Genomic DNA, 20,806 nt, shown 5'->3' with positions numbered 1-20,806 from the left:
CTCCGCATACACCCTCAGTCGAATCGGTCCCACCCCGAGGAGTCTTTGTGCCGAACCCTCCTTCCCCCCATGACTCCCGCGGCCTCCTTACCCCCGAAGCCCCGCCCGGGCTGCTGGCCCCTCCCGAGCTGAACCGCGAGGCCTGGGACCGTGCGGGACGCCTCCTCCTCGCGAAGATGATCGGTGCCTTCGCGTACGAGGAAATCGTGCAACCAACGGTAGGCCCCACCACTGACAACGCCGGTCCGGGCGGAAAACACGCAGGTCAGTACGGGTTCACGCTGGACGACGGCAGCACTTTGACCTTCCTGGCCCGGCGCGGTGCGTACGGCGGCTGGCAGGTGGACCCCGACTCCGTCCGGCGCACCGAGCAGGGCCCCCGGCGCGTGGAGGAGCCCGGCGGCCGGAGCGCCCCCGGCCACTCGCTCCCGTCCTCCGAGGCATTCGGCGACCCCATCCGCTTCCTCGCGCTCGCCCGCCGGACCCTCGGTGTCGACGGGGCCACCTTCGGTCACCTCGTACGGGAACTCACCGCCACGCTGGCCGCCGACACCCGCCTGAACTCCACCGCGCTGCCCGTCGACCGGCTCGCCGACCTCGGCTACGCGGAGCTGGAGGGCCACCAGACCGGCCACCCCTGGCTCGTGCTCAACAAGGGCCGGCTCGGGTTCTCCGCCGACGACGCCGCGCGCTGGAGCCCGGAGGCCCGCACCCCGGCCAGGCTGCCCTGGATCGCGGTCCGCACCGACCTCGCGAGCTACCGCGGGGTCGAGACGCTGGCCACGCCGGACCGGCTCTACGACCGCGAGCTCGACACCCCCGCCCGCGGGGCGTTCGCCGCCGCGCTCCGGGCCCGCGGCCTCGACCCGGCGGCGTACCTCTACCTGCCCGTGCACCCCTGGCAGTGGACGGAGATGATCCTTCCGCTCTTCGCCCCGGCCGTCGCCGACAACGCCATCGTGCCGCTGCCCACCGACGGCGACGTACGGCTTCCGCAGCAGTCCATCCGCACCTTCCTGAACCTCTCGCGGCCCGAGCGCCACACGGTGAAACTGCCGCTGTCCATCCTCAACACCCTGGTCTGGCGGGGCCTGCCGACCGAGCGCACCGTGGCCGCGCCCGCCGTCACCGCCTGGGTGCAGGGCCTGTGCGACCGGGACCCCTTTCTGCGGGACGAATGCCGGGTGATCCTGCTTGGAGAGGTCGCCTCGGTCGCCGTGGAGCACCCGCTGTACGACCGCATGGGCGAAGTCCCTTACCAGTACAAGGAGTTGCTGGGGGCGATCTGGCGCGAGCCTCTGCCGCGGCGGCTCGCGGCGGGGGAGCGGGCCCGCACGCTGGCCGCGCTGCTCCACACCGACCCCGAAGGGCGCGCCTTCACGGCCGAACTCGTCGCCCGCTCGGGGCTCGCGCCCCAGGTGTGGCTGCGTCGGCTCTTCAATGCCTTGCTGCCGCCGCTGCTGCACTTCCTCTACCGCTACGGAACCGTCTTCTCGCCGCACGGGGAGAACGCCATCGTCGTCTTCGACGACCAGGACGTGCCCGTACGCCTGGCGATCAAGGACTTCGTCGACGACATCAATGTGAGCGCCGAACATCTTCCCGAGCACGACTCGATGCCCGAGGACGTGCGGAACATCCTCCTTACAGAGGAGCCCTCCTTCCTCACGCAATTCATTCATTCGGGGCTCTTCGTGGGCGTCTTCCGGTTCCTGGCCCCGCTCTGCGAGGACCAACTGGGCGTCCCCGAGGCCAACTTCTGGGCTCTGGTGCGCGAAGAGATCCTGCGCCACCAGGCACGCTTCCCGCACGAGAAGGACCGCCATGAGACGTTCGACCTGCTCACACCCCGGATCGACCGGCTCTGCCTGAACCGGAACCGGCTGCACACGGACGGCTACCGGGACCGCTCCGAGCGGCCGCACGCCACCGTCCACGGCACCGTGGCGAACCCTCTCGCAGCGGCTGAGTGATCGGATTGTCAGTGGCGAGCCGTAGGGTGGTCTGGCTATGACAAAGCCTTCACTCCCCGAGCTCCTGCACGCCGCCGTCACCGCCGTCGGCGGCGTGGAGCGGCCTGGCCAGGTCACCATGGCCACGGCTGTCGCCGATGCCGTTGACGACAGCTCCCACCTGCTGGTCCAGGCCGGGACCGGCACCGGAAAGTCCCTCGGCTATCTGGTGCCGGCCCTCGCGCACGGGGAGCGCGTCGTGATCGCCACGGCGACGCTGGCGCTCCAGCGCCAGCTCGTGGAGCGCGACCTGCCGCGCACCGTGGACGCGCTGCACCCGCTGCTGCGGCGCCGCCCGCAGTTCGCGATGCTGAAGGGCCGCTCCAATTACCTGTGTCTGCACCGCCTCCACGAGGGCGCGCCGCAGGACGAGGACGAGGGGCTCTTCGACCAGTTCGAGTCGGCCGCGCCCACCAGCAAGCTGGGCCAGGACCTGCTCAGGATGCGGGACTGGGCGGACGAGACCGAGACCGGCGACCGCGACGACCTGACACCGGGTGTCTCGGACAAGGCGTGGGGCCAGGTCTCGGTGTCCTCCCGCGAATGTGTGGGCGCCACGAAGTGCGCCTACGGGGCGGAATGCTTCGCGGAGATGGCCCGCGAGCGCGCCAAGCTCTCCGACGTCGTCGTCACCAACCACGCCCTGCTCGCCATCGACGCGATCGAGGGCGCCCCGGTGCTCCCGCAGCACGAGGTGCTGATCGTCGACGAGGCCCATGAGCTGGTCTCCCGGGTCACCGGCGTCGCCACCGGCGAGCTCACCCCCGGCCAGGTCAACCGGGCCGTGCGGCGCAGCGCCAAGCTCGTCAACGAGAAGGTGGCCGACAGCCTCCAGACGGCCGCCGAGGGTTTCGAGCGGGTGATGGAGCTGGCGCTGCCGGGCCGCCTGGAGGAGGTCCCGGAGGACCTCGGCTATGCGCTGATGGCGCTGCGCGACGCCGCCCGCGAGGTGATCTCGGCGCTCGGCTCCACCCGCGACAAGTCCGTCCAGGACGAGGACGCCGTGCGCAAGCAGGCCCTCGCCATGCTGGAGACGGTTCACGGCGTGGCCGAGCGCATCACCAACGGCTCCGAGTGGGACGTCGTCTGGTACGAGCGCCACGACCGCTTCGGCGCCTCCCTGCGGGTGGCCCCACTGTCGGTGTCGGGCCTGCTCCGGGAGAAGCTCTTCGCCGAGCGCTCGGTGGTCCTGACGTCCGCGACGCTCAAGCTGGGTGGGGACTTCAACGGCGTGGGCGCCTCGCTCGGCCTGTCCCCGGAGGGCACCGGCGGCGAGGACGTCCCGCAGTGGAAGGGCCTGGATGTCGGCTCGCCGTTCGACTACCCCAAGCAGGGCATCCTCTACGTCGCGAAGCACCTGGCCACCCCGGGCCGGGAGGGTTCGCGCGGCGACATGATGGACGAGCTGGCCGAGCTGGTGGAGGCGGCCGGCGGCCGCACCCTCGGCCTGTTCTCCTCGATGCGGGCCGCCCAGGCCGCCGCCGAGGAACTGCGCGGACGCTTGGACAATCCGATCCTGCTGCAGGGCGAGGAGACGCTGGGCGAGCTGATCAAGTCGTTCGCGGCCGACCCGAAGACCTGTCTGTTCGGCACGCTGTCGCTGTGGCAGGGCGTCGATGTGCCCGGGCCGAGCTGTCAGCTGGTGGTCATGGACCGGATCCCGTTCCCGCGCCCCGACGACCCGCTGATGAGCGCCCGCCAGAAGGCGGTGGAGGAGGGCGGCGGCAACGGCTTCATGGCCGTGGCGGCGACACATGCCGCGCTCCTGATGGCGCAGGGCGCGGGCCGTCTCGTACGGGCGACGGGGGACCGGGGCGTGGTCGCGGTGCTCGATCCGAGGCTGGCCAACGCCCGCTACGGCAGCTATCTGCGGGCCTCGCTGCCCGACTTCTGGTACACCACGGACCGTAACCAGGCGCGTCGCTCGCTCGCGGCCATTGACGCGGCGGCCAAGGCGGACGGCAAGTAGGACGGGTGCCGCTCCCGCCCACAGCGCGTGGGCGGGAGCGCGGCGGACACAGCGGGGCCCCGGGACCGGCGCAGAGGGTCCCGGGGCCCGGTCAGAGCCGGCGGAGGGGTCAGACCCGCCGGAGCACCGCCACGACCTTGCCCAGAATGGTCGCGTCGTCGCCGGGAATCGGCTGGTAGGCGGCGTTGTGCGGGAGCAGCCAGATGTGGTTGTCCTCGCGCTTGAAGCGCTTGACGGTGGCCTCGCCGTCCAGCATCGCGGCGACGATGTCGCCGTTCTCGGCGACGGGCTGGCGGCGCACCGTGACCCAGTCGCCGTCACAGATCGCGGCTTCGATCATCGAGTCGCCGACGACCTTCAGGACGAACAGTTCGCCGTCGCCGACCAGCTGGCGGGGGAGAGGGAAGACGTCCTCGACCGACTCCTCGGCGAGGATCGGGCCACCGGCGGCGATCCGGCCCACCAGCGGCACGTACGAGGCGGCGGGCTTGCCCGCGGTGTCCGTGGGCTGGCTGCTCGGCTGGTCGGAGCCGCGCACCTCGTACGCGCGCGGGCGGTGCGGGTCGCGGCGGAGGAAGCCCTTGCGCTCCAGGGCCATCAGCTGGTGGGCGACGGACGAGGTGCTGGAGAGGCCGACGGCCTGCCCGATCTCCCGCATCGACGGCGGGTAGCCACGCCGCTGCACCGAGTCCCGGATGACTTCGATGACCCGCCGCTGCCGGTCGGTGAGGCCGGAGCTGTCCGCCCTGATCCCTGGAGGTCGGCCGGGCAGCGAGCGGGCACGCCCCGCGTCCGCCCCCTGGTTCGTGACTGCGTCATTCATGGCATGCACCGGCTCAAGTCGGGTCTGGGAGCGGTCCTGGGCAGTGATGGTGGCACTGTCTGCGGTGGTGGTCACGTCGGCCCCTCTCGAAATGGTCTCCCTAGCTGGACAACGGTAGTTGCTTTCGAAAGGTTGCGCCAAACACACGTTCGAGTGAAAAATCGCAGAACGCGTTACACCGCTCGGCGGGTGGGTGTATGTGCGAGTCCCGATTGGGGGCCCGTCGAACGTCAATTCGGCCCATTACGGTACCCTTCACCGCTGAGGCGGACGCTTGGCGACCACCCCCTGGGGGACCGTTCCGGCGGCCGCCGCGTGTCGCTCGCGACGGCGGCGTACCGGCGCACAGTCTGTCATCCGGCACCCCGCGATCCGGCGCTGCGACGCGCTTCCCGTAACCTCTTGGGCGGCCGGAAACCGTCGGCCCGCAGCCGGGGTTCCACGACACGCGGTAGGGCCGGACCAACCAGCGAAACCCTAGATCTAGTGGTTGGATTGGTACAGCCGCCCAGAAGTTGTGGTCCATGGTCCTTCAAGACCCCGGCCATCGCCTATGCTTGTGGTCGCTTCGCCGGAGGTTTCCGGGCCTGGTGAGGCTATTCAGTCGTGCTGTGAAGGAGGGTTGGGAACCATGCACTGCCCCTTCTGCAGGCACCCCGACAGCCGTGTCGTCGACAGTCGTACGACCGACGACGGCACGTCGATCCGCCGGCGCCGCCAGTGCCCCGACTGCTCCCGTCGCTTCACGACGGTGGAGACGGCCTCGCTGATGGTCATCAAGCGTTCCGGCGTGACCGAGCCCTTCAGCCGCACCAAGGTCATCTCTGGCGTCCGCAAGGCATGCCAGGGGCGACCCGTCACGGAGGACGCCCTCGCCAAGCTCGGCCAGCGGGTCGAAGAGGCGGTGCGCGCCACCGGCAGCGCCGAGCTGACCACCCACGACGTGGGGCTTGCCATACTCGGCCCGTTGCAGGAGCTCGACCTCGTCGCGTACCTGCGCTTCGCGTCCGTTTACCGAGCTTTCGACACGCTCGAAGACTTCGAGGCCGCCATCGTGGAACTCCGCGAGCGACGGCCTCCCACAGACCGATCAGACGAGTGCGTGGCCGGCGTGACCCCCGAGGTCCCCGTGCCCGCCACCGCTGCCGACTGACCGAGGGGCCCGGACGGGCCCGCGGTCGCCGATCGGCGGCAATCCAGGACCTGCCAGGGGTGAGCTTCGGCTGCGCCCGTGGCAACAGACAAACACCGTGCCTTGGGAACATTCAGGCACTTTTGGGCGTTTTTGCCCGCGTATGGGAGGCGGCAATGACAGAGACGGCGAGCGGCCCGGCACGAGGCTCCCGAGCCAAGGGATCCAAGGCCACCAAGGGGCTGCGCATCGAGCGCATCCACACCACCCCCGGCGTGCATCCGTACGACGAGGTGGCCTGGGAGCGCCGTGACGTCGTCATGACCAACTGGCGCGACGGCTCGGTCAACTTCGAGCAGCGTGGCGTCGAGTTCCCCGACTTCTGGTCGGTGAACGCGGTCAACATCGTCACCAGCAAGTACTTCCGCGGGGCCGTCGGTACCCCGCAGCGCGAGACCGGTCTCAAGCAGCTGATCGACCGGATCGTCAAGACCTACCGCAAGGCCGGCGAGGACTACGGCTACTTCGCCTCGCCCGCCGACGCCGAGATCTTCGAGCACGAGCTGGCGTACGCACTCCTGCACCAGATCTTCAGCTTCAACTCGCCGGTGTGGTTCAACGTCGGCACGCCCCAGCCGCAGCAGGTCTCGGCCTGCTTCATCCTGGCCGTCGACGACTCCATGGAGTCGATCCTCGACTGGTACAAGGAAGAGGGCATGATCTTCAAGGGCGGCTCCGGCGCCGGCCTGAACCTCTCCCGCATCCGCTCCTCCAAGGAGCTGCTGTCCTCCGGCGGGAACGCCTCGGGCCCCGTCTCCTTCATGCGCGGCGCGGACGCGTCGGCCGGAACCATCAAGTCCGGCGGTGCGACCCGCCGCGCGGCCAAGATGGTCATCCTCGACGTCGACCACCCCGACATCGAGAACTTCATCGAGACCAAGGTGAAGGAAGAGGAGAAGATCCGCGCGCTGCGCGACGCGGGCTTCGACATGGACCTGGGCGGCGACGACATCACGTCCGTCCAGTACCAGAACGCCAACAACTCGGTCCGCGTGAACGACGAGTTCATGAAGGCCGTCGAGACCGGCGGCAAGTTCGGCCTGCGGGCCCGCATGACCGGTGACGTCATCGAAGAGGTCGACGCCAAGTCGCTCTTCCGCAAGATGGCCGAGGCGGCCTGGGCCTGCGCCGACCCGGGCATCCAGTACGACGACACCATCAACCACTGGCACACCTGCCCCGAGTCCGGCCGCATCAACGGCTCGAACCCGTGCAGCGAGTACATGCACCTGGACAACACGTCCTGCAACCTCGCGTCCCTGAACCTGATGAAGTTCCTCAAGGACGACGGCAAGGGCCACCAGTCCTTCGAGGTCGAGCGCTTCGCCAAGGTCGTCGAGCTGGTCATCACCGCGATGGACATCTCGATCTGCTTCGCGGACTTCCCGACCCAGAAGATCGGCGAGAACACTCGCGCCTACCGCCAGCTGGGCATCGGCTACGCCAACCTCGGCGCCCTCCTGATGGCCACCGGCCACGCGTACGACTCCGACGGCGGCCGCGCGCTCGCCGGCGCCATCACCTCCCTGATGACCGGCACCTCGTACAAGCGCTCCGCCGAGCTCGCCGCCGTCGTCGGCGCGTACGACGGTTACGCACGCAACGCCGAGCCGCACCAGCGCGTCATGAAGCAGCACGCCGACGCCAACGCCGCGGCCATCCACGTGGACGACCTGGACAACCCGATCTGGGCCGCTGCCACGGAGGCCTGGCAGGACGTGATCCGGCTGGGTGCGAAGAACGGCTTCCGCAACGCGCAGGCCTCGGTCATCGCGCCCACCGGCACCATCGGTCTCGCCATGTCGTGCGACACCACCGGCCTGGAGCCCGACCTCGCGCTGGTCAAGTTCAAGAAGCTGGTCGGCGGCGGCTCGATGCAGATCGTCAACGGCACGGTGCCGCAGGCGCTGCGCCGCCTCGGCTACCAGGAGGAGGCGATCGAGGCGATCGTCGCCCACATCGCCGAGCACGGGAACGTCATCGACGCCCCCGGCCTGAAGACCGAGCACTACGAGGTCTTCGACTGCGCCATGGGCGAGCGTTCCATCTCCGCGATGGGCCACGTCCGCATGATGGCGGCCATCCAGCCGTGGATCTCGGGCGCGCTCTCCAAGACGGTCAACCTGCCGGAGACGGCGACCGTCGAGGACGTCGAAGAGGTCTATTTCGAGGCCTGGAAGATGGGCGTCAAGGCGCTCGCCATCTACCGCGACAACTGCAAGGTCGGCCAGCCCCTCTCCGCCAAGACCAAGGACAAGGAGAAGGAGGCGGTCACCGCCAAGGCCGAGGAGACCATCCGCACCGCGGTCGAGAAGGTCGTCGAGTACCGCCCGGTCCGCAAGCGCCTCCCCAAGGGGCGGCCGGGGATCACCACCTCCTTCACGGTCGGTGGCGCCGAGGGCTACATGACCGCCAACTCCTACCCGGACGACGGTCTCGGTGAGGTCTTCCTGAAGATGTCCAAGCAGGGCTCCACCCTCGCGGGCATGATGGACGCCTTCTCCATCGCCGTCTCGGTCGGCCTCCAGTACGGCGTGCCGCTGGAGACCTACGTCTCGAAGTTCACCAACATGCGCTTCGAACCGGCCGGCATGACGGACGACCCGGACGTGCGGATGGCGCAGTCGATCGTCGACTACATCTTCCGCCGCCTGGCGCTCGACTTCCTGCCGTTCGAGACCCGTTCCGCGCTCGGCATCCACTCCGCCGAGGAGCGCCAGCGCCACCTGGACACCGGTTCGTACGAGCCGACCATGGACGACGAGGAGCTGGACGTCGAGAGTCTGGCCCAGTCGGCGCCGCGCCAGACGGAGACCCTGAAGGCCGTCGCCGCACCGAAGCCGGCCGCGGTCGAGGCCCCCAAGGTCGCGCACAACTCGGCCGAGCTCGTCGAGATGCAGCTCGGTGTCAGCGCCGACGCCCCGCTCTGCTTCTCCTGCGGTACGAAGATGCAGCGGGCCGGCTCCTGCTACATCTGCGAGGGCTGCGGCTCGACCAGCGGTTGCAGCTGACACCGGCCGGACACGTAGGGCGGACCGTCCCACGTGACTCGCAGGTTTAGCTGAGCAGAAGTGCGCTGAGGGGACCGGCAATCGCCGGTCCCCTCAGTCGTGCCCAGGTTCAAGCCGACGCGGTGCCCATAGCGGCGATGAAGGCGTCCGGGTCAAGGGAGAAACCGCGGATGTCCTCGCGGAATGCCCACGCGCCGGACTCGGCGCGGGTGAACTCCGCGACCGTCGTCGCCCGGGAGCCCGCCACCTGCGTGAAGCCGTGGTTCGACAGTTCGGTGTAGCCGTCCCGGATGCGGACGCCGGGGTTCGCCACATCGCCGAAGACGAGGCGTCCGGCCCGCTGTTGGATGATCACGCCGATCACGACGCGCGCGTGTTCCGCGGGCATGCGGGCGAGCTCCACGGTCATGACCTCGTCGTAGCCGAGGCCCTGGCCGGTCCGGCTGTCGCGGTTCAGGTAGATGGTGCCGTCGGGGGAGCGGCTGTCGAAGTACACCCAGTAGTCGGGCGGTCCGTACGGGGCGGCCGCCGGATAGACGCCCGCGACCACATCCAGGTCGTGGGCGGGGGCGCCGAGCGGGCTGGGGTCCCATCGCAGTGCCACCTCGACCGTGCCGAGCCCTTTGCTGATGCCGCTCATCCAAACCCCTCCCCGTGCCCGACCTGCCGCCCCCGCGAGCTTCCATGCTGTCACGCTCGTCATGGTGAAGTCGTTCGAAGAATGGTTTGGCGCGCGACGCCCGGGGCGGTGATCATTGTGGGTGGCGGGGGCCGCGGGGGTCCTCGGGTTTTCATCAGGGGGATCATGATGTGGAACGGCCAAGACGTCGACCTGGACGCCTACTTCGCGCGGATCGGCTACGACGGTGACGCGTCGCCCACGCTCAGGACGTTGCGGGAACTGCACCGCGCGCACGTGGCGGCCATCCCCTTCGAGAACCTGGACGTGGCCCTCGGCCGGCCCGTCCCGCTGGATGTGAAGAGCCTCGTCGGCAAACTCGTCGGGCAGGCCCGCGGAGGCTACTGCTACGAGCAGAACTCGCTGTTCGCGGCCGTGCTGGAACGCCTGGGCTTCGAGTTCGGCGGGCGCGGAGCCCGCAACCGGAGCCGGGGGACGACGCTGGTGCCGGTGACCCATGCGCTGCTCGCGGTCACGGTCGAGGGTCAACTCTGGCTCTGCGACACGGGGTTCGGGGGGCAGGGGCCGCTGGAGCCGGTGCCGCTGAGGGACGGTGCGGTCGTGGAGCAGGGCGGATGGACCTTCGGCATCGGCACTGAGGGCGACGGCACCCACGTACTGCGGTCGCTGCGGCCCGAGGGATGGCTCGACCTCTATGCCTTCGCCCCGCAGACGCTGTACCCGGCCGACTTCACGGTCATGAACCACTACAGCTCCTCGCATCCCCAATCCCGTTTCGTGGGCCAGGTCGTGGCGCAGCGGACCGCGCCCGGAGTGCGCCGGGCGCTGGTGCGGGACGAGTTCACCACCGTTCGTACGGATGGAACCCAGGAGCGTCGACGGGTGCCCGCCGACGAGCTCGGAGCGGTGTTGTCAGAGGTCTTCGATATCGTGATGGAGCATGAGGAACTCGCACAACTGGGCGCATTGGGGGGTGGGTTGAATGGCCGGTGATTTCGGCCCGGTGTTCGGCAGTGAACTGGGATTCGGGGCGCGCGGCATATTCCCGCGGAAGCAGTCCGCCGGAGCCTGACCGGGGCATGGTGGTGCGCCGTACGATGGCGCGGTGCTGGTCAAGTGGATTCGCTGCACCGTGGTGGACCGCCGCGGTTTCGAGCGGGGGCAGCGGAAATGGGCGGGGTTGCTGGGTGAGCCCGGTTTCCGGGGGCAGGGCGGCGGCTGGAGCCGGAGGCGGCCGGAAGTGGCCCATGTCTTCGGCTTCTGGGAGAGCCGCGCGTTCTACGACTCCTTCATGGCCCGGGCGCACGACCGGCTCGCCGCCGCACAGTCCGGCACGTACAAGGACATCGAGGCGAAGCTCTTCGACCATCGCTTCGATGTGAAGACCGGCTTCGAGCCGCGCTTCACCGACGCGGACGTGGTCCGCGTCGCGCACTGCAGGGTGCACGAGGAACGGGTCGAGCACTTCGCGCTGATGCAGGAGAAGGTCTGGAACCCGGCGATGGCGGGGTCCCCGGGCATGCTGCGCGGAGTGTTCGCCGAGGCGCCCGGCCACGAGTTCCTGGTCCTTTCCATGTGGCAGTCGGCCGCCGAGCACGGCAAGTACCGGGCCGACCGGGTGGAGCGGCTCTCGCTGCGCGCGCAGACCGAGACCGATGTCGCAGCGCTGACCGGCGATGTCGTCGAGCTCGACGCGGACTGGACGGTCTGAGGGACGTCCAGCCCGAAGGGCGCCTACCGCCTACGCCGGATGGAGGCCGGACAAGTGCTCGATCGTGGCGCGGGCGATCTAGGGTTTGGGCATGGCAAGACCGCGACGCATCGTCCTCGTCCGGCACGGCGAGTCGGAGGGCAACGCCGACGACACCGTGTACGAGCGCGAGCCCGACCATGCGCTGAGGCTCACCGAGGCCGGCCTGCGCCAGGCCGAGGCCACGGGGGAGCGGCTGCGTGCGACGTTCGGGAACGAGAAGGTCAGCGTCTACGTCTCGCCCTACCGGCGCACCCACGAGACGTTCCGGGCGTTCGGCCTCGACCCGGCGCAGGTGCGGATCCGGGAGGAGCCGCGGCTGCGCGAGCAGGACTGGGGGAACTGGCAGGACCGGGACGACGTCAAGCTGCAGAAGGCGTACCGGGACGCGTACGGGCACTTCTTCTACCGGTTCGCGCAGGGCGAGTCGGGGGCCGACGTCTACGACCGGGTGGGGGCGTTCCTGGAGAGCCTCTACCGGAGCTTCGAGGCACCGGACCATCCGCCCAACGTGCTGCTCGTGACGCACGGGCTCACCATGAGGCTGTTCTGCATGCGCTGGTTCCACTGGAGCGTGGCGGACTTCGAGTCGCTGTCCAATCCGGGGAACGCCGAGACCAGGACGCTGCTGCTCGGCGCCGACGGGCGGTACTCGCTGGACCGGCCGTTCCAGCGGTGGCGTGCCCCGGAACCGTACGGGATCACCGGATAGAGTGGCTCCGAGATGACCGCTGACTCCTCCACCGAATCACTCGACCCGCGTTTCGTACGCGCGCTGGGCAGCCTGCGCGGGCTGTCCGTCGGCGACGCCCTGGGCTCCCAGTTCTTCGTCCCCGCCAACTATCCCCGCCTCAAGCGCCGGGAACTGCCCGACGGCCCCTGGCAGTGGACCGACGACACCGAGATGGCCTGCTCGGTCCTCGCGGTGCTCGCCTCGCAGGGTCGGATCGACCAGGACGCGCTCGCGCTGTCCTTCGCGCATCACCACGACTTCGACCGGGGCTACGGCCCCGCCGTCAACCGGATGCTCCGCCTGGTCCGGGAGGGCGGGGACTGGCGGGAGCTGGCCTCCGCGCTGTTCAAGGGGCAGGGCTCCTGGGGCAACGGTTCCGCCATGCGGATCGCGCCGCTCGGCGCCTGGTACGCGGACGATCCCGAGCAGGCCACGCACCAGGCCGAGATCTCGTCGTACACCACCCACCAGCACCGCGAGGCCGTCGTCGGTGCCATGGCCGTCGCGGCGGCCGCGGCCCTGGTCGCCGCGCCCGCGGGTCCTCCCGCGCCGGGCGAGCTGCTCGACGCGGTGGTCGCGCTCGTGCCGCGCAGCGCGGTCGGTGCCGGGCTGCGGCGGGCGCGGGACATGCTCGACTACGACGACGCGGCGACGGTGGCCGCGGTGCTCGGCTCCGGGCGGCGCACCAGCGCGCACGACACCGTGCCGTTCGCCCTCTGGTCGGCGGCGCGCGGGCTCGGCGACTATGCGTCGGCGTTCTGGACGACCGCGCAGGTGGGCGGCGACGTCGACACGACCTGCGCGATCGTGGGCGGGGTGATCGCGTCCGCCCCGGCCGGGGCGCCGCCCGCCGAGTGGCTGGAGCGCACCGAGCACCTGCCGGACTGGGTCCCGGCCGCCCCGGTCGGCTGACGCGACCCCCTCGTAGACGAGCCGCCCCGCACGACGCGGACGGGGCGGCTGCGTCACGGCCGGAGTGCCGGGCCCGCGCGTCCCGGACAAGATCCGCAGGACGGGCCCAAGAAGCGCACTCCTAGAGCGCGGCGCCGGCGTTGTTGCCGCTCAGGGCCTCCAGGTCGCTCTTGCGGACCTGGATGACGAACACGGCCGTCACGATCGCCAGGGCGACCAGTGCGACGGCCGCGATGAACGCGATGCCGATGCCGTGGGCGAGGACCTCGTCGCTCCAAGGGGCGGGCAGCTGATGGGACTTGAGGAACGCGGCCTTCTGCTCGGGCGAACCGTTCGCCAGGAAGTCCTTGACCTGGGTGGTGGCCTCGTGGCGGCTCGCGGTGCCGAACACGGTGGTCAGGATGGACAGGCCGAGCGCGCCGCCGACCTGCTGGGTGGTGTTCAACAGGCCCGAGGCGGCGCCCGATTCCTTGTCGGCGACACCGGACACGGCGGTCAGGGTCAGGGTGACGAAGTTGAGGCCCATGCCGGTGCCGAACATGAGCATCGGGCCGAGGATCCCGCCCGCGTACGAGCTGTCCGGGTCGATCTGGGTCAGCCAGGCCATGCCGAGGCCGGTGAGCGTGGTTCCGGTCACCATGAAGGGTTTGGGGCCGAGCTTCGGCAGAAGGTTGGAGGAGATTCCGGCGCCCGTGACGATCGCGACCGTCACCGGAAGGAAGGCCAGGCCCGCCTTGATCGGGCTGTAGTGCAGCACGTTCTGCACGAACAGCACGATGAAGAAGAACATGCCGAACATCGCGGCGGCCAGGCTGAGCATCATCACGTACGTACCGGAACGGTTGCGGTCGGCGAACATCCGCAGGGGCGTGATGGGTTGGGCCGAGCGGCGCTCGACCGCGATGAAGGCGAGGAGGAGCAGGACGGCCGCGGCGAACGAGCCCAGCGTCAGCGAGTCGCTCCAGCCGTCGGTCGACGCCCGGATGAATCCGTAGACCAGCGCGGCCATGCCAAGGGTGGACGTGAGCGCGCCCGTGAGGTCGAAGCGGCCCGGATGGCGCTGCGACTCGTTGATGAAACGGGGTGCGAGGAACGCGATGAAGAGACCGATGGGTACGTTGACGAACAGCACCCAGCGCCAGTTCAGCCAGTCGGTGAGCATGCCGCCCGCGAGCAGACCGATCGCGCCGCCACCGGCCGAGACGGCGGCGAACACACCGAACGCGCGGTTGCGTTCCGGGCCTTCGGGGAACGTCGTCGCGATGAGCGCGAGCGAGGTCGGTGAGGCGATGGCGCCGCCGATGCCCTGGAGGGCGCGCGCCGCGAGCAACTGCCAGGGCTCCTGGGCGAATCCGCCGAGCAGCGAGGCGAGCGTGAAGACCAGGATGCCGGTGATGAACATCCGGCGCCGGCCGAGCAGGTCACCGGCCCGGCCGCCGAGCAGCAGCAGCCCGCCGAAGGTGAGCGCGTAGGCGTTGATGACCCAGGTGAGGTCGTTGGTGGAGAAGCCGAGAGCGGTCTGGATGTGGGGCAGAGCGATGTTGACGATGGTCGCGTCGAGCACCACCATCAGCTGGCATGCCGCGATGACGGTCAGGGCTATGCCGGGCCGGGCCGAACGGTCCTTGGGGCGGGTTTCTGTGGGCTGGGCCGTGCCTATCTGATTGGGCGTCACTTAGATCCCCCTGAAAACTTTAGTGAACGCTTCCGTTCACTAATGGGTGACGATAGTGAGTGGCCGGGACCGAACACAAGGCTTTTCCTTGGGAGTTGGGCGCGAGACGGCCGTGCGCCGGTGCCGGTCCGGGTGTCGATGAGGCCGGTCGGCGTCTGGAACATCCGGTGACGCGGGGTCACCATGGGAGGCGGCGCGCCGCCTCCCCCCGTACGCTTCAACCCCCCCTCCCCAAGGGGGAAACACCGTCCCCAACAGGGGATATCCGTCCCCGCGGAGAATCCCCAACGGAGAGAAGCAGATGGCTACTTCGCGCTGGACCGACGCCCGGGCGCAGCCCGTCTCGCTGCGCCGCCGGGGCCCCGTCCTGGAACGGGCGATCCTGGATGCCGCGCTGGAACAGCTGAGCACGGTCGGCTGGAGCGGTCTCACCATGGAGGGCGTGGCCGCCGGCGCGCAGACCGGGAAGGCCGCGGTCTACCGCCGCTGGCCCTCCAAGGCGGAGCTGGTCGCGGACGCGCTGCGGTCCGGCTTCCCCGGCCTCGACGACGCGCCGGACCACGGTTCCGTACGCGAGGACCTCTACCAGCTGTGCCGGCGGATCCGCGGCACGATGTACTCGCGGTCCGGCCACGCACTGCGTTCGGTCCTTTACGAATGCGACAGCGCCTCGGCCGACCGGTTCCACGAGCTGATCCGGCACCGGGTGATCGAGCCCGCCGACCGGCTCTTCCGTGAGGTGGTGCGCCGCGGGATCGAGCGGGGCGATGTGCGCCCCGACGCCACCGGCGAGCTGGTCTTCGACGTGATCCCGGGACTGATGATGTACCGGCAGAAGGTGTGCGGAAGCGAATGGAGCGACGAGGACATCGCCGCGATGATCGACCAGGTCATGGTGCCGCTGCTGCGTCCCCGCACGGGTTGAGACCCTGTGTATCGAGCGCTGTGCGGATCGGACACGGGCTCTGACCGGGGCCTCGGGGCGATCCTCGGGCGGTCGGCGGTGACCTGGGTGTCGCGGGCGGTTCCCGGCGGCGTAACCTTGCAAACGCCATGCCGTACGAACCACCCACCCACACCGTCGAGCGCTCGATTCGCGCCACGACCGGGGCCAAGATCGTCGCCGGTGTCGACGAAGTCGGACGCGGGGCGTGGGCCGGTCCCGTCACGGTGTGCGCCGCCGTCACCGGACTGCGCCGCCCGCCCGCCGGACTCACCGACTCCAAGCTGATCACGCCCAAGCGCCGCACCGAGCTCGCCGCGGTCCTCGAAGGCTGGGTCACCGCTTACGCGCTCGGCGACGCCTCACCCGAGGAGATCGACGAGCTGGGCATGACCGCGGCGCTGCGCCTTGCCGCGGTGCGCGCCCTGGAGGCGCTGCCGGTACGGCCGGACGCGGTGATCCTGGACGGGAAGCACGACTACCTCGGCCTTCCCTGGCGGGTCCGTACGGTGATCAAGGGCGACCAGTCCTGCATCGCGGTCTCGGCCGCCTCGGTGATCGCCAAGGTGCGCAGGGACGCGATGATGGCCCAACTCGTGGGCGCCCAGGGCCAGTACGCCGGATTCGGCTTCGCCGAGAACGCCGGCTACCCCTCGCCCGTGCACAAGGCGGCCCTTGAGGAACTCGGGCCAACGCCCTACCACCGGCTGTCCTGGTCGTACCTGGACGCGATGCCCCGGTGGCGGCACCTGAAGAAGACGCGGCTGTCCGCGGAGGCGGCCGCACTCGAAAGCGGGGGACAGCTCGGCTTCGACTTCTGACTTGGATCGCCCAACGGATCGCGGCCGATTTCCGGAGGTTGTCCGTCCGTGTTCCGTACGGTGCGACCCCGTTCCCGGAGTCTTCCGGTCCGCTTCGCGGACGTGCGAAAGTCCGGGCCCGCATCCCGAAATCCCTGGACTTTCCCGCCCAGTTGCGGGGAGACTCCGCCCCGATCGCACCTTTGTGCCCACCCGCCGGTGACGCCTTCACCGGCATTTGATAGACATCAGTTCATGCCTCTCATCCCCGAGGAGCCTCAGATTCACGAGAGTGCCCAGGGTCCCCGCGTCACCCCGGCCGCCGGCCGCACCGCGCAGACCCCTCGCCCCGTACCCGGTCCGCGTCCCGCGGCCGCACCGCGTCCCGGACGTCCGGGCCCCGGCCCGGCCCGGCCCACGCCCCCCGCGCAGCGCACGCACAGCGCCGCCGCGCAGACCCCGCCGAATAGGCCACCGAGCCCGTCCGGCCCGCAGATCCAGCTCATCCCGGCTCCGGCCGACGGCGCGCTCGACGCCGCGGGCGAAGCGGTGGACCTGCTGCTCGACTCCGGCCGCGCGCCGGGCGACATCCTGGTCCTCACCACCGGTGAGGCGCACCCGTGGGCGGCGCACGAGCTGTCCTTCGGAGAGGACGCCTACTGGGCCCAGCACGACGCCCGGGACGACGTCTTCTACGCCGGTGCCGCCGCCGTGGAGCGGGCCTCGGCCCGGCCCGTGGTCGTCGTCGCCGTCAACGCCGCCGATGACGACGCCGCCCGCGCGCTTCCGCTCGCCCTGGCCCGTGCCGAGGCGCTGCTCATCGTGTGCGGCGACCCGCAGCGGATCAACTCGGCGCTGGGCGCCGGAGTCTGAGCGCCCGGGTCTGAGCTCCGGCCCAGGCGCTCAGGCTCCGGTGCTCCGCCCTCGCGCACGATCGTCCGAGCGCGCGGGCCCGAGCCGGGAATCCGGGGCGAGCGCTCCGGAGCCCGAAGCCCAGCGGCCGTGCCGCCATGCCCCGGGCCGGATCTGTCCGGCGGGGCGGCGGCCGGACCCGAAACGGACCCGACCCCGAACCAGGGCAGGCCTGCAACCGGGCTGCGACCCGAATCGGGGCCGTGCCTGCGCCGCCGGAACGGTCGGCCGTGCCGGAACGGTTCAGCGCGCGGCGGTGCGCCGCAGCATCTCCACCGCTCCGGTTCCGGAACGCAGCGGCAGCGGCTCGGCCAGCTCGCTCTCGGCGTCGGCCAGTGAACCCGGCCCGGCGATCGAGCTCGGACGACGGCCGCCGCGGCCCTCGCCGAGCACCTGCCAGCCGCCGCGCGTCAGCGTGATGTACGCGCCGCAGCGCAGCCCGTGCAGCGTGCAGGCGTCGCGCAGGCCCCACATCCAGGCGCCGTCCTCCTCCGTCCAGCGCTCGTCGCCGTCGCGGCAGTAGAGCAGCACGGCGGTGCGCACCGGGGCCCGGCGGCGCAGATCGTGCGGGATCACCCGGCGCAGGTGGGCGAGCAGCGCGTTGCGGAACTCCCAGCCGTCGGCCGGAGCCGCGCGGCGGGTGAACGACGCGCTGGCCGCGAGCCGTTCCTCGTGGTCGAGGACCGCGACGACGGCGGTCGTGGGCGTCGGCCGGTGCCGGGCGTGCAGCCCGCTGACGACCTCACGGGGATTGCGCAGCAGCGGAATTCCGGCCGCGGCCCACTCGGCGGGCTCCAGGATCCTGCCGAAGCGGTTCGCGGAGTCGGCCGGCATGGGGGCGGACGCTGCGGACGGAGCGAATCCGAAGGTCACGTTCCTCCCTTCCGGATACGCGCCCGCAGTGCGGGCAGGGTCGGGTGAGGGCGCACCACGGCACAGCCCTTCCGGACCACAGGGGGACCGTGCGGGGGCGGCTCCAATTCTCGCCGCCGGGGAGTCAGGCGGCAACGAGCAATTGACGCCGCTGACCTGAATCGACGGGTATGGCGCTCATATCCCTGCCCAGCGGCACCCCCGGTCACCCCTGCCCGTCACGACTGGCCGTCACGACTGGACCGCGAGGGCCAGCGGGAACACCCCCTTGGCTCCGGAGCGGCGCAGCAGCCTGGCCGCCACCGCCAGCGTCCAGCCCGTGTCGGACGCGTCGTCGATCAGGAGCACCGGGCCCTGCGCCTCGGCGAGCGCGGCCGCCAGCGCGTCAGGAACGACGAAGGCGTGGTGCAGCGCGCGCACCCGCTGGGCGCTGTTCGACTGGGCGATCCGCTCGCCCGCCGGGCCCTCGGCGTATTCCAGCGAGCCGAGCAGGGGCATCCGGCCGATCTCGGAGATCCGCGCGCCGAGCGATCCGACGAGCGCGGGCCGGGTGCGCGAGGGCACCGTCACCACGCCGGCCGGCCGCGGCGGCGCGTCGGGACGGCCCGAGGCCCAGCCGCCCGGACCCTTCGCCCAGTCGGCGAGGACGCTCACCACGGCCTGCACCACATCGTCCGGGACCGGCCCGTCCGGGGCGCCCGGCGCGAGCATCGGGCGCAGCCGGTTGCCCCAGCCGATGTCCGAAAGCCGCCCCAACGCCCTTCCGGGGAAGGCCAGTTCGCCCGCCGGGATGCGTCCCTTCAGGTCGATGCCGATGGCCGCCAGACCCGTGGGCCACATCTTGCGGGGCTCCACCTCCACGCCGGGCCTGGTCAGCTCGCCGCGCGCCTCGTCCAGGGCCCTGCCGGACACGTCCGCGGTGAAGCGGGCGCCCGCGCAGTTGTCGCAGCGCCCGCACGGCGCCGCCTGCTCGTCGTCGAGCTGCCGGCGCAGGAACTCCATGCGGCAGCCCGTCGTCGACGCGTAGTCGCGCATCGCCTGCTGCTCGGCGGAGCGCTGCCGGGCGACCCACGCGTACCGCTCGGTGTCGTACACCCAGGGCTCGCCCGTGCTCGTCCAGCCGCCCTTGACGCGGTGCACCGCGCCGTCCACGTCGAGCACCTTGAGCATCGTCTCCAGGCGTGTGCGGCGCAGCTCCACCAGCGGTTCCAGGGCGGGCAGCGACAGCGGGCGGCCGGCCTGGGCGAGGACGTCGAGGGTGCGCCGGACCTGCTCCTCGGGCGGGAAGGCCACCGACGCGAAGTATTTCCAGATCGCCTCGTCCTCGCGGCCCGGAAGCAGCAGTACCTCCGCGTGGGCCACGCCGCGGCCCGCGCGGCCGACCTGCTGGTAGTAGGCGATGGGGGAGGAGGGCGAGCCCAGGTGGACCACGAAGCCCAGGTCCGGCTTGTCGAAGCCCATGCCGAGCGCGGACGTGGCGACCAGGGCCTTGACCCGGTTGGCGAGCAGATCGTCCTCGGCCTGCTGGCGGTCCGCGTTCTCCGTCTTGCCGGTGTACGAGGCGACCGTGTGCCCGCGCCGGCGCAGATACGTGGTGATCTCCTCGGCCGCCGCGACGGTCAGCGTGTAGATGATCCCCGAGCCCGGCAGCTCGTCGAGGTGGTCGGCGAGCCAGCCGAGCCGGTGGGCCGCGTCCGGCAGCGCGAGCACGTTGAGGCTGAGGCTCTCGCGGTCCAGGGGGCCGCGCAGCACCAGCGCGTCCGAGCCGCCGCCGGTGCCGAGCTGCTCGGCCACGTCCGCCGTCACCCGGGCGTTCGCGGTCGCCGTGGTCGCCAACACCGGGACGCCGGGCGGCAGTTCGGCCAGCATCGTACGCAGTCGGCGGTAGTCGGGCCGGAAGTCGTGGCCCCAGTCGGAGATGCAGTGCGCCTCGTCCACCACGAGCAGACCCGTCGCCGCGGACAGCTTCGGCAGCACGTTGTCCCGGAAATCCGGATTGTTCAGGCGCTCGGGCGACACCAGCAACACGTCCACCGCGCCCGCCGCGACCTCCGCCTGGATGGTGTCCCACTCCTCGGGGTTGGCCGAGTTGATCGTCCGGGCGCTGATGCCCGCCCGGGCCGCCGCCTCGACCTGGTTGCGCATGAGCGCGAGCAGCGGCGAGACGATCACGGTGGGGCCCGCGCCCCGGGCCCGCAGCAGCGCGGTCGCCACGAAGTACACCGCGGACTTGCCCCAGCCGGTGCGCTGCACGACGAGCGCCCGCCGCTTGTCGGCGACCAGCGCCTCGATCGCCCGCCACTGGTCCTCGCGCAGCCGCGCGGTGCCGGTGGCGTCCCCGACGAGACGGGCGAGGACCGTGTCGGCCTCGGTGCGCAGTTCCGCGTTGCTCGTGTGCTCCATGCCCCCATACAACAGGACACCTCTGACAATCGCGGAACGAACCGTTCCTGATCAGCCGTTCCCGCTGGTCACCGAGGTGGGCGGCAGCCCGCCACGGCCGGGCGCGACTGGCTTGAAGCCACCTTGAAGGCACCTTGAAGACCGCTTGAGAACGGCTT

16 protein-coding genes are annotated in these 20,806 nt (G+C 70.8%); 11 read left to right on the top strand and 5 right to left on the bottom strand.

What is annotated here, in order from left to right; translation table 11 throughout:
* Positions 1-47 precede the first annotated feature (47 nt).
* Together ACWC2B_RS28445 and ACWC2B_RS28440 are read left to right on the top strand one after the other, a co-directional pair.
* Positions 48-1,973 carry an IucA/IucC family protein gene (locus tag ACWC2B_RS28445; protein ID WP_450721471.1) on the top strand — a complete coding sequence of 642 codons (1,926 nt, stop codon included), beginning with the start codon at positions 48-50 and terminating at the stop codon, positions 1,971-1,973.
* Positions 1,974-2,010: 37 nt separating this feature from the next.
* On the top strand, positions 2,011-3,981 hold the full coding sequence (locus ACWC2B_RS28440) for an ATP-dependent DNA helicase (RefSeq protein ID WP_450721469.1): 1,971 nt from the start codon (positions 2,011-2,013) through the stop codon (positions 3,979-3,981).
* Between the two features lie 109 nt (positions 3,982-4,090).
* Here the strand turns inward: ACWC2B_RS28440 and lexA are convergent, their stop codons facing one another.
* Positions 4,091-4,879, bottom strand: a complete 789-nt coding sequence (gene lexA, locus ACWC2B_RS28435; RefSeq protein ID WP_053726378.1) for a transcriptional repressor LexA — start codon at positions 4,877-4,879, stop codon at positions 4,091-4,093.
* A 556-nt stretch (positions 4,880-5,435) separates the two neighbouring features.
* On the opposite strand from lexA, the gene nrdR reads away from it, so the two are divergent.
* Together nrdR and ACWC2B_RS28425 are read left to right on the top strand one after the other, a co-directional pair.
* Positions 5,436-5,957 (top strand): transcriptional regulator NrdR, encoded by a 522-nt coding sequence (nrdR, locus tag ACWC2B_RS28430; protein WP_365442895.1) that lies wholly within the window; start codon positions 5,436-5,438, stop codon positions 5,955-5,957.
* A 155-nt stretch (positions 5,958-6,112) separates the two neighbouring features.
* Positions 6,113-9,007, top strand: a complete 2,895-nt coding sequence (locus ACWC2B_RS28425) for a vitamin B12-dependent ribonucleotide reductase (RefSeq protein ID WP_450721466.1) — start codon at positions 6,113-6,115, stop codon at positions 9,005-9,007.
* Between the two features lie 109 nt (positions 9,008-9,116).
* Here ACWC2B_RS28425 and ACWC2B_RS28420 read toward each other — a convergent pair whose 3' ends face one another.
* Positions 9,117-9,647, bottom strand: coding sequence for a TerD family protein (locus ACWC2B_RS28420; protein ID WP_450721464.1), 531 nt, complete (start codon positions 9,645-9,647; stop codon positions 9,117-9,119).
* Positions 9,648-9,812: 165 nt separating this feature from the next.
* On the opposite strand from ACWC2B_RS28420, the gene ACWC2B_RS28415 reads away from it, so the two are divergent.
* The 4 genes from ACWC2B_RS28415 (at position 9,813) to ACWC2B_RS28400 (ending at position 13,042) form a co-directional block, all read left to right on the top strand.
* Positions 9,813-10,640 carry an arylamine N-acetyltransferase family protein gene (locus ACWC2B_RS28415; protein WP_450721462.1) on the top strand — a complete coding sequence of 276 codons (828 nt, stop codon included), beginning with the start codon at positions 9,813-9,815 and terminating at the stop codon, positions 10,638-10,640.
* A gap of 112 nt (positions 10,641-10,752) precedes the next feature.
* Entirely contained in the window at positions 10,753-11,358 is a 606-nt protein-coding gene (locus ACWC2B_RS28410) for a YdbC family protein (protein ID WP_450721460.1), read from the top strand.
* Between the two features lie 91 nt (positions 11,359-11,449).
* Entirely contained in the window at positions 11,450-12,109 is a 660-nt protein-coding gene (locus ACWC2B_RS28405; RefSeq protein WP_450721458.1) for a histidine phosphatase family protein, read from the top strand.
* A 12-nt stretch (positions 12,110-12,121) separates the two neighbouring features.
* Positions 12,122-13,042 carry an ADP-ribosylglycohydrolase family protein gene (locus ACWC2B_RS28400; RefSeq protein ID WP_450721456.1) on the top strand — a complete coding sequence of 307 codons (921 nt, stop codon included), beginning with the start codon at positions 12,122-12,124 and terminating at the stop codon, positions 13,040-13,042.
* Positions 13,043-13,163: 121 nt separating this feature from the next.
* Here ACWC2B_RS28400 and ACWC2B_RS28395 read toward each other — a convergent pair whose 3' ends face one another.
* Positions 13,164-14,717, bottom strand: a complete 1,554-nt coding sequence (locus ACWC2B_RS28395) for an MFS transporter (RefSeq protein ID WP_450721454.1) — start codon at positions 14,715-14,717, stop codon at positions 13,164-13,166.
* 301 nt (positions 14,718-15,018) lie between these two features.
* Here ACWC2B_RS28395 and ACWC2B_RS28390 point away from each other — a divergent pair, with 301 nt between their 5' ends.
* The 3 genes from ACWC2B_RS28390 (at position 15,019) to ACWC2B_RS28380 (ending at position 17,333) form a co-directional block, all read left to right on the top strand.
* Positions 15,019-15,642: a TetR/AcrR family transcriptional regulator gene (locus ACWC2B_RS28390; RefSeq protein WP_450721452.1), complete on the top strand. Its 624-nt coding sequence runs from the start codon at positions 15,019-15,021 to the stop codon at positions 15,640-15,642.
* 128 nt (positions 15,643-15,770) lie between these two features.
* Positions 15,771-16,481: a ribonuclease HII gene (locus ACWC2B_RS28385; protein WP_450721450.1), complete on the top strand. Its 711-nt coding sequence runs from the start codon at positions 15,771-15,773 to the stop codon at positions 16,479-16,481.
* 234 nt (positions 16,482-16,715) lie between these two features.
* Positions 16,716-17,333, top strand: a complete 618-nt coding sequence (locus tag ACWC2B_RS28380; protein WP_450721448.1) for a hypothetical protein — start codon at positions 16,716-16,718, stop codon at positions 17,331-17,333.
* Positions 17,334-17,615: 282 nt separating this feature from the next.
* On the opposite strand, the gene ACWC2B_RS28375 is transcribed toward ACWC2B_RS28380, so the two are convergent.
* Both ACWC2B_RS28375 and ACWC2B_RS28370 read right to left on the bottom strand, forming a co-directional pair.
* The gene (locus ACWC2B_RS28375) at positions 17,616-18,245 is read right to left on the bottom strand and encodes a hypothetical protein (protein ID WP_450721446.1); all 630 of its coding nucleotides are present in this window, start codon (positions 18,243-18,245) and stop codon (positions 17,616-17,618) included.
* Positions 18,246-18,476: 231 nt separating this feature from the next.
* A complete protein-coding gene (locus tag ACWC2B_RS28370; RefSeq protein ID WP_450721444.1) occupies positions 18,477-20,648 on the bottom strand; it encodes a RecQ family ATP-dependent DNA helicase in 2,172 nt (723 codons plus the stop codon).
* Positions 20,649-20,806 lie beyond the last annotated feature (158 nt).

It is taken from the genome of Streptomyces sp. NPDC001415, from assembly GCF_053597395.1.
The sequence above is the reverse complement of the archived record's forward strand: the minus strand, read 5'-3'. Positions and strand labels throughout refer to the sequence as shown.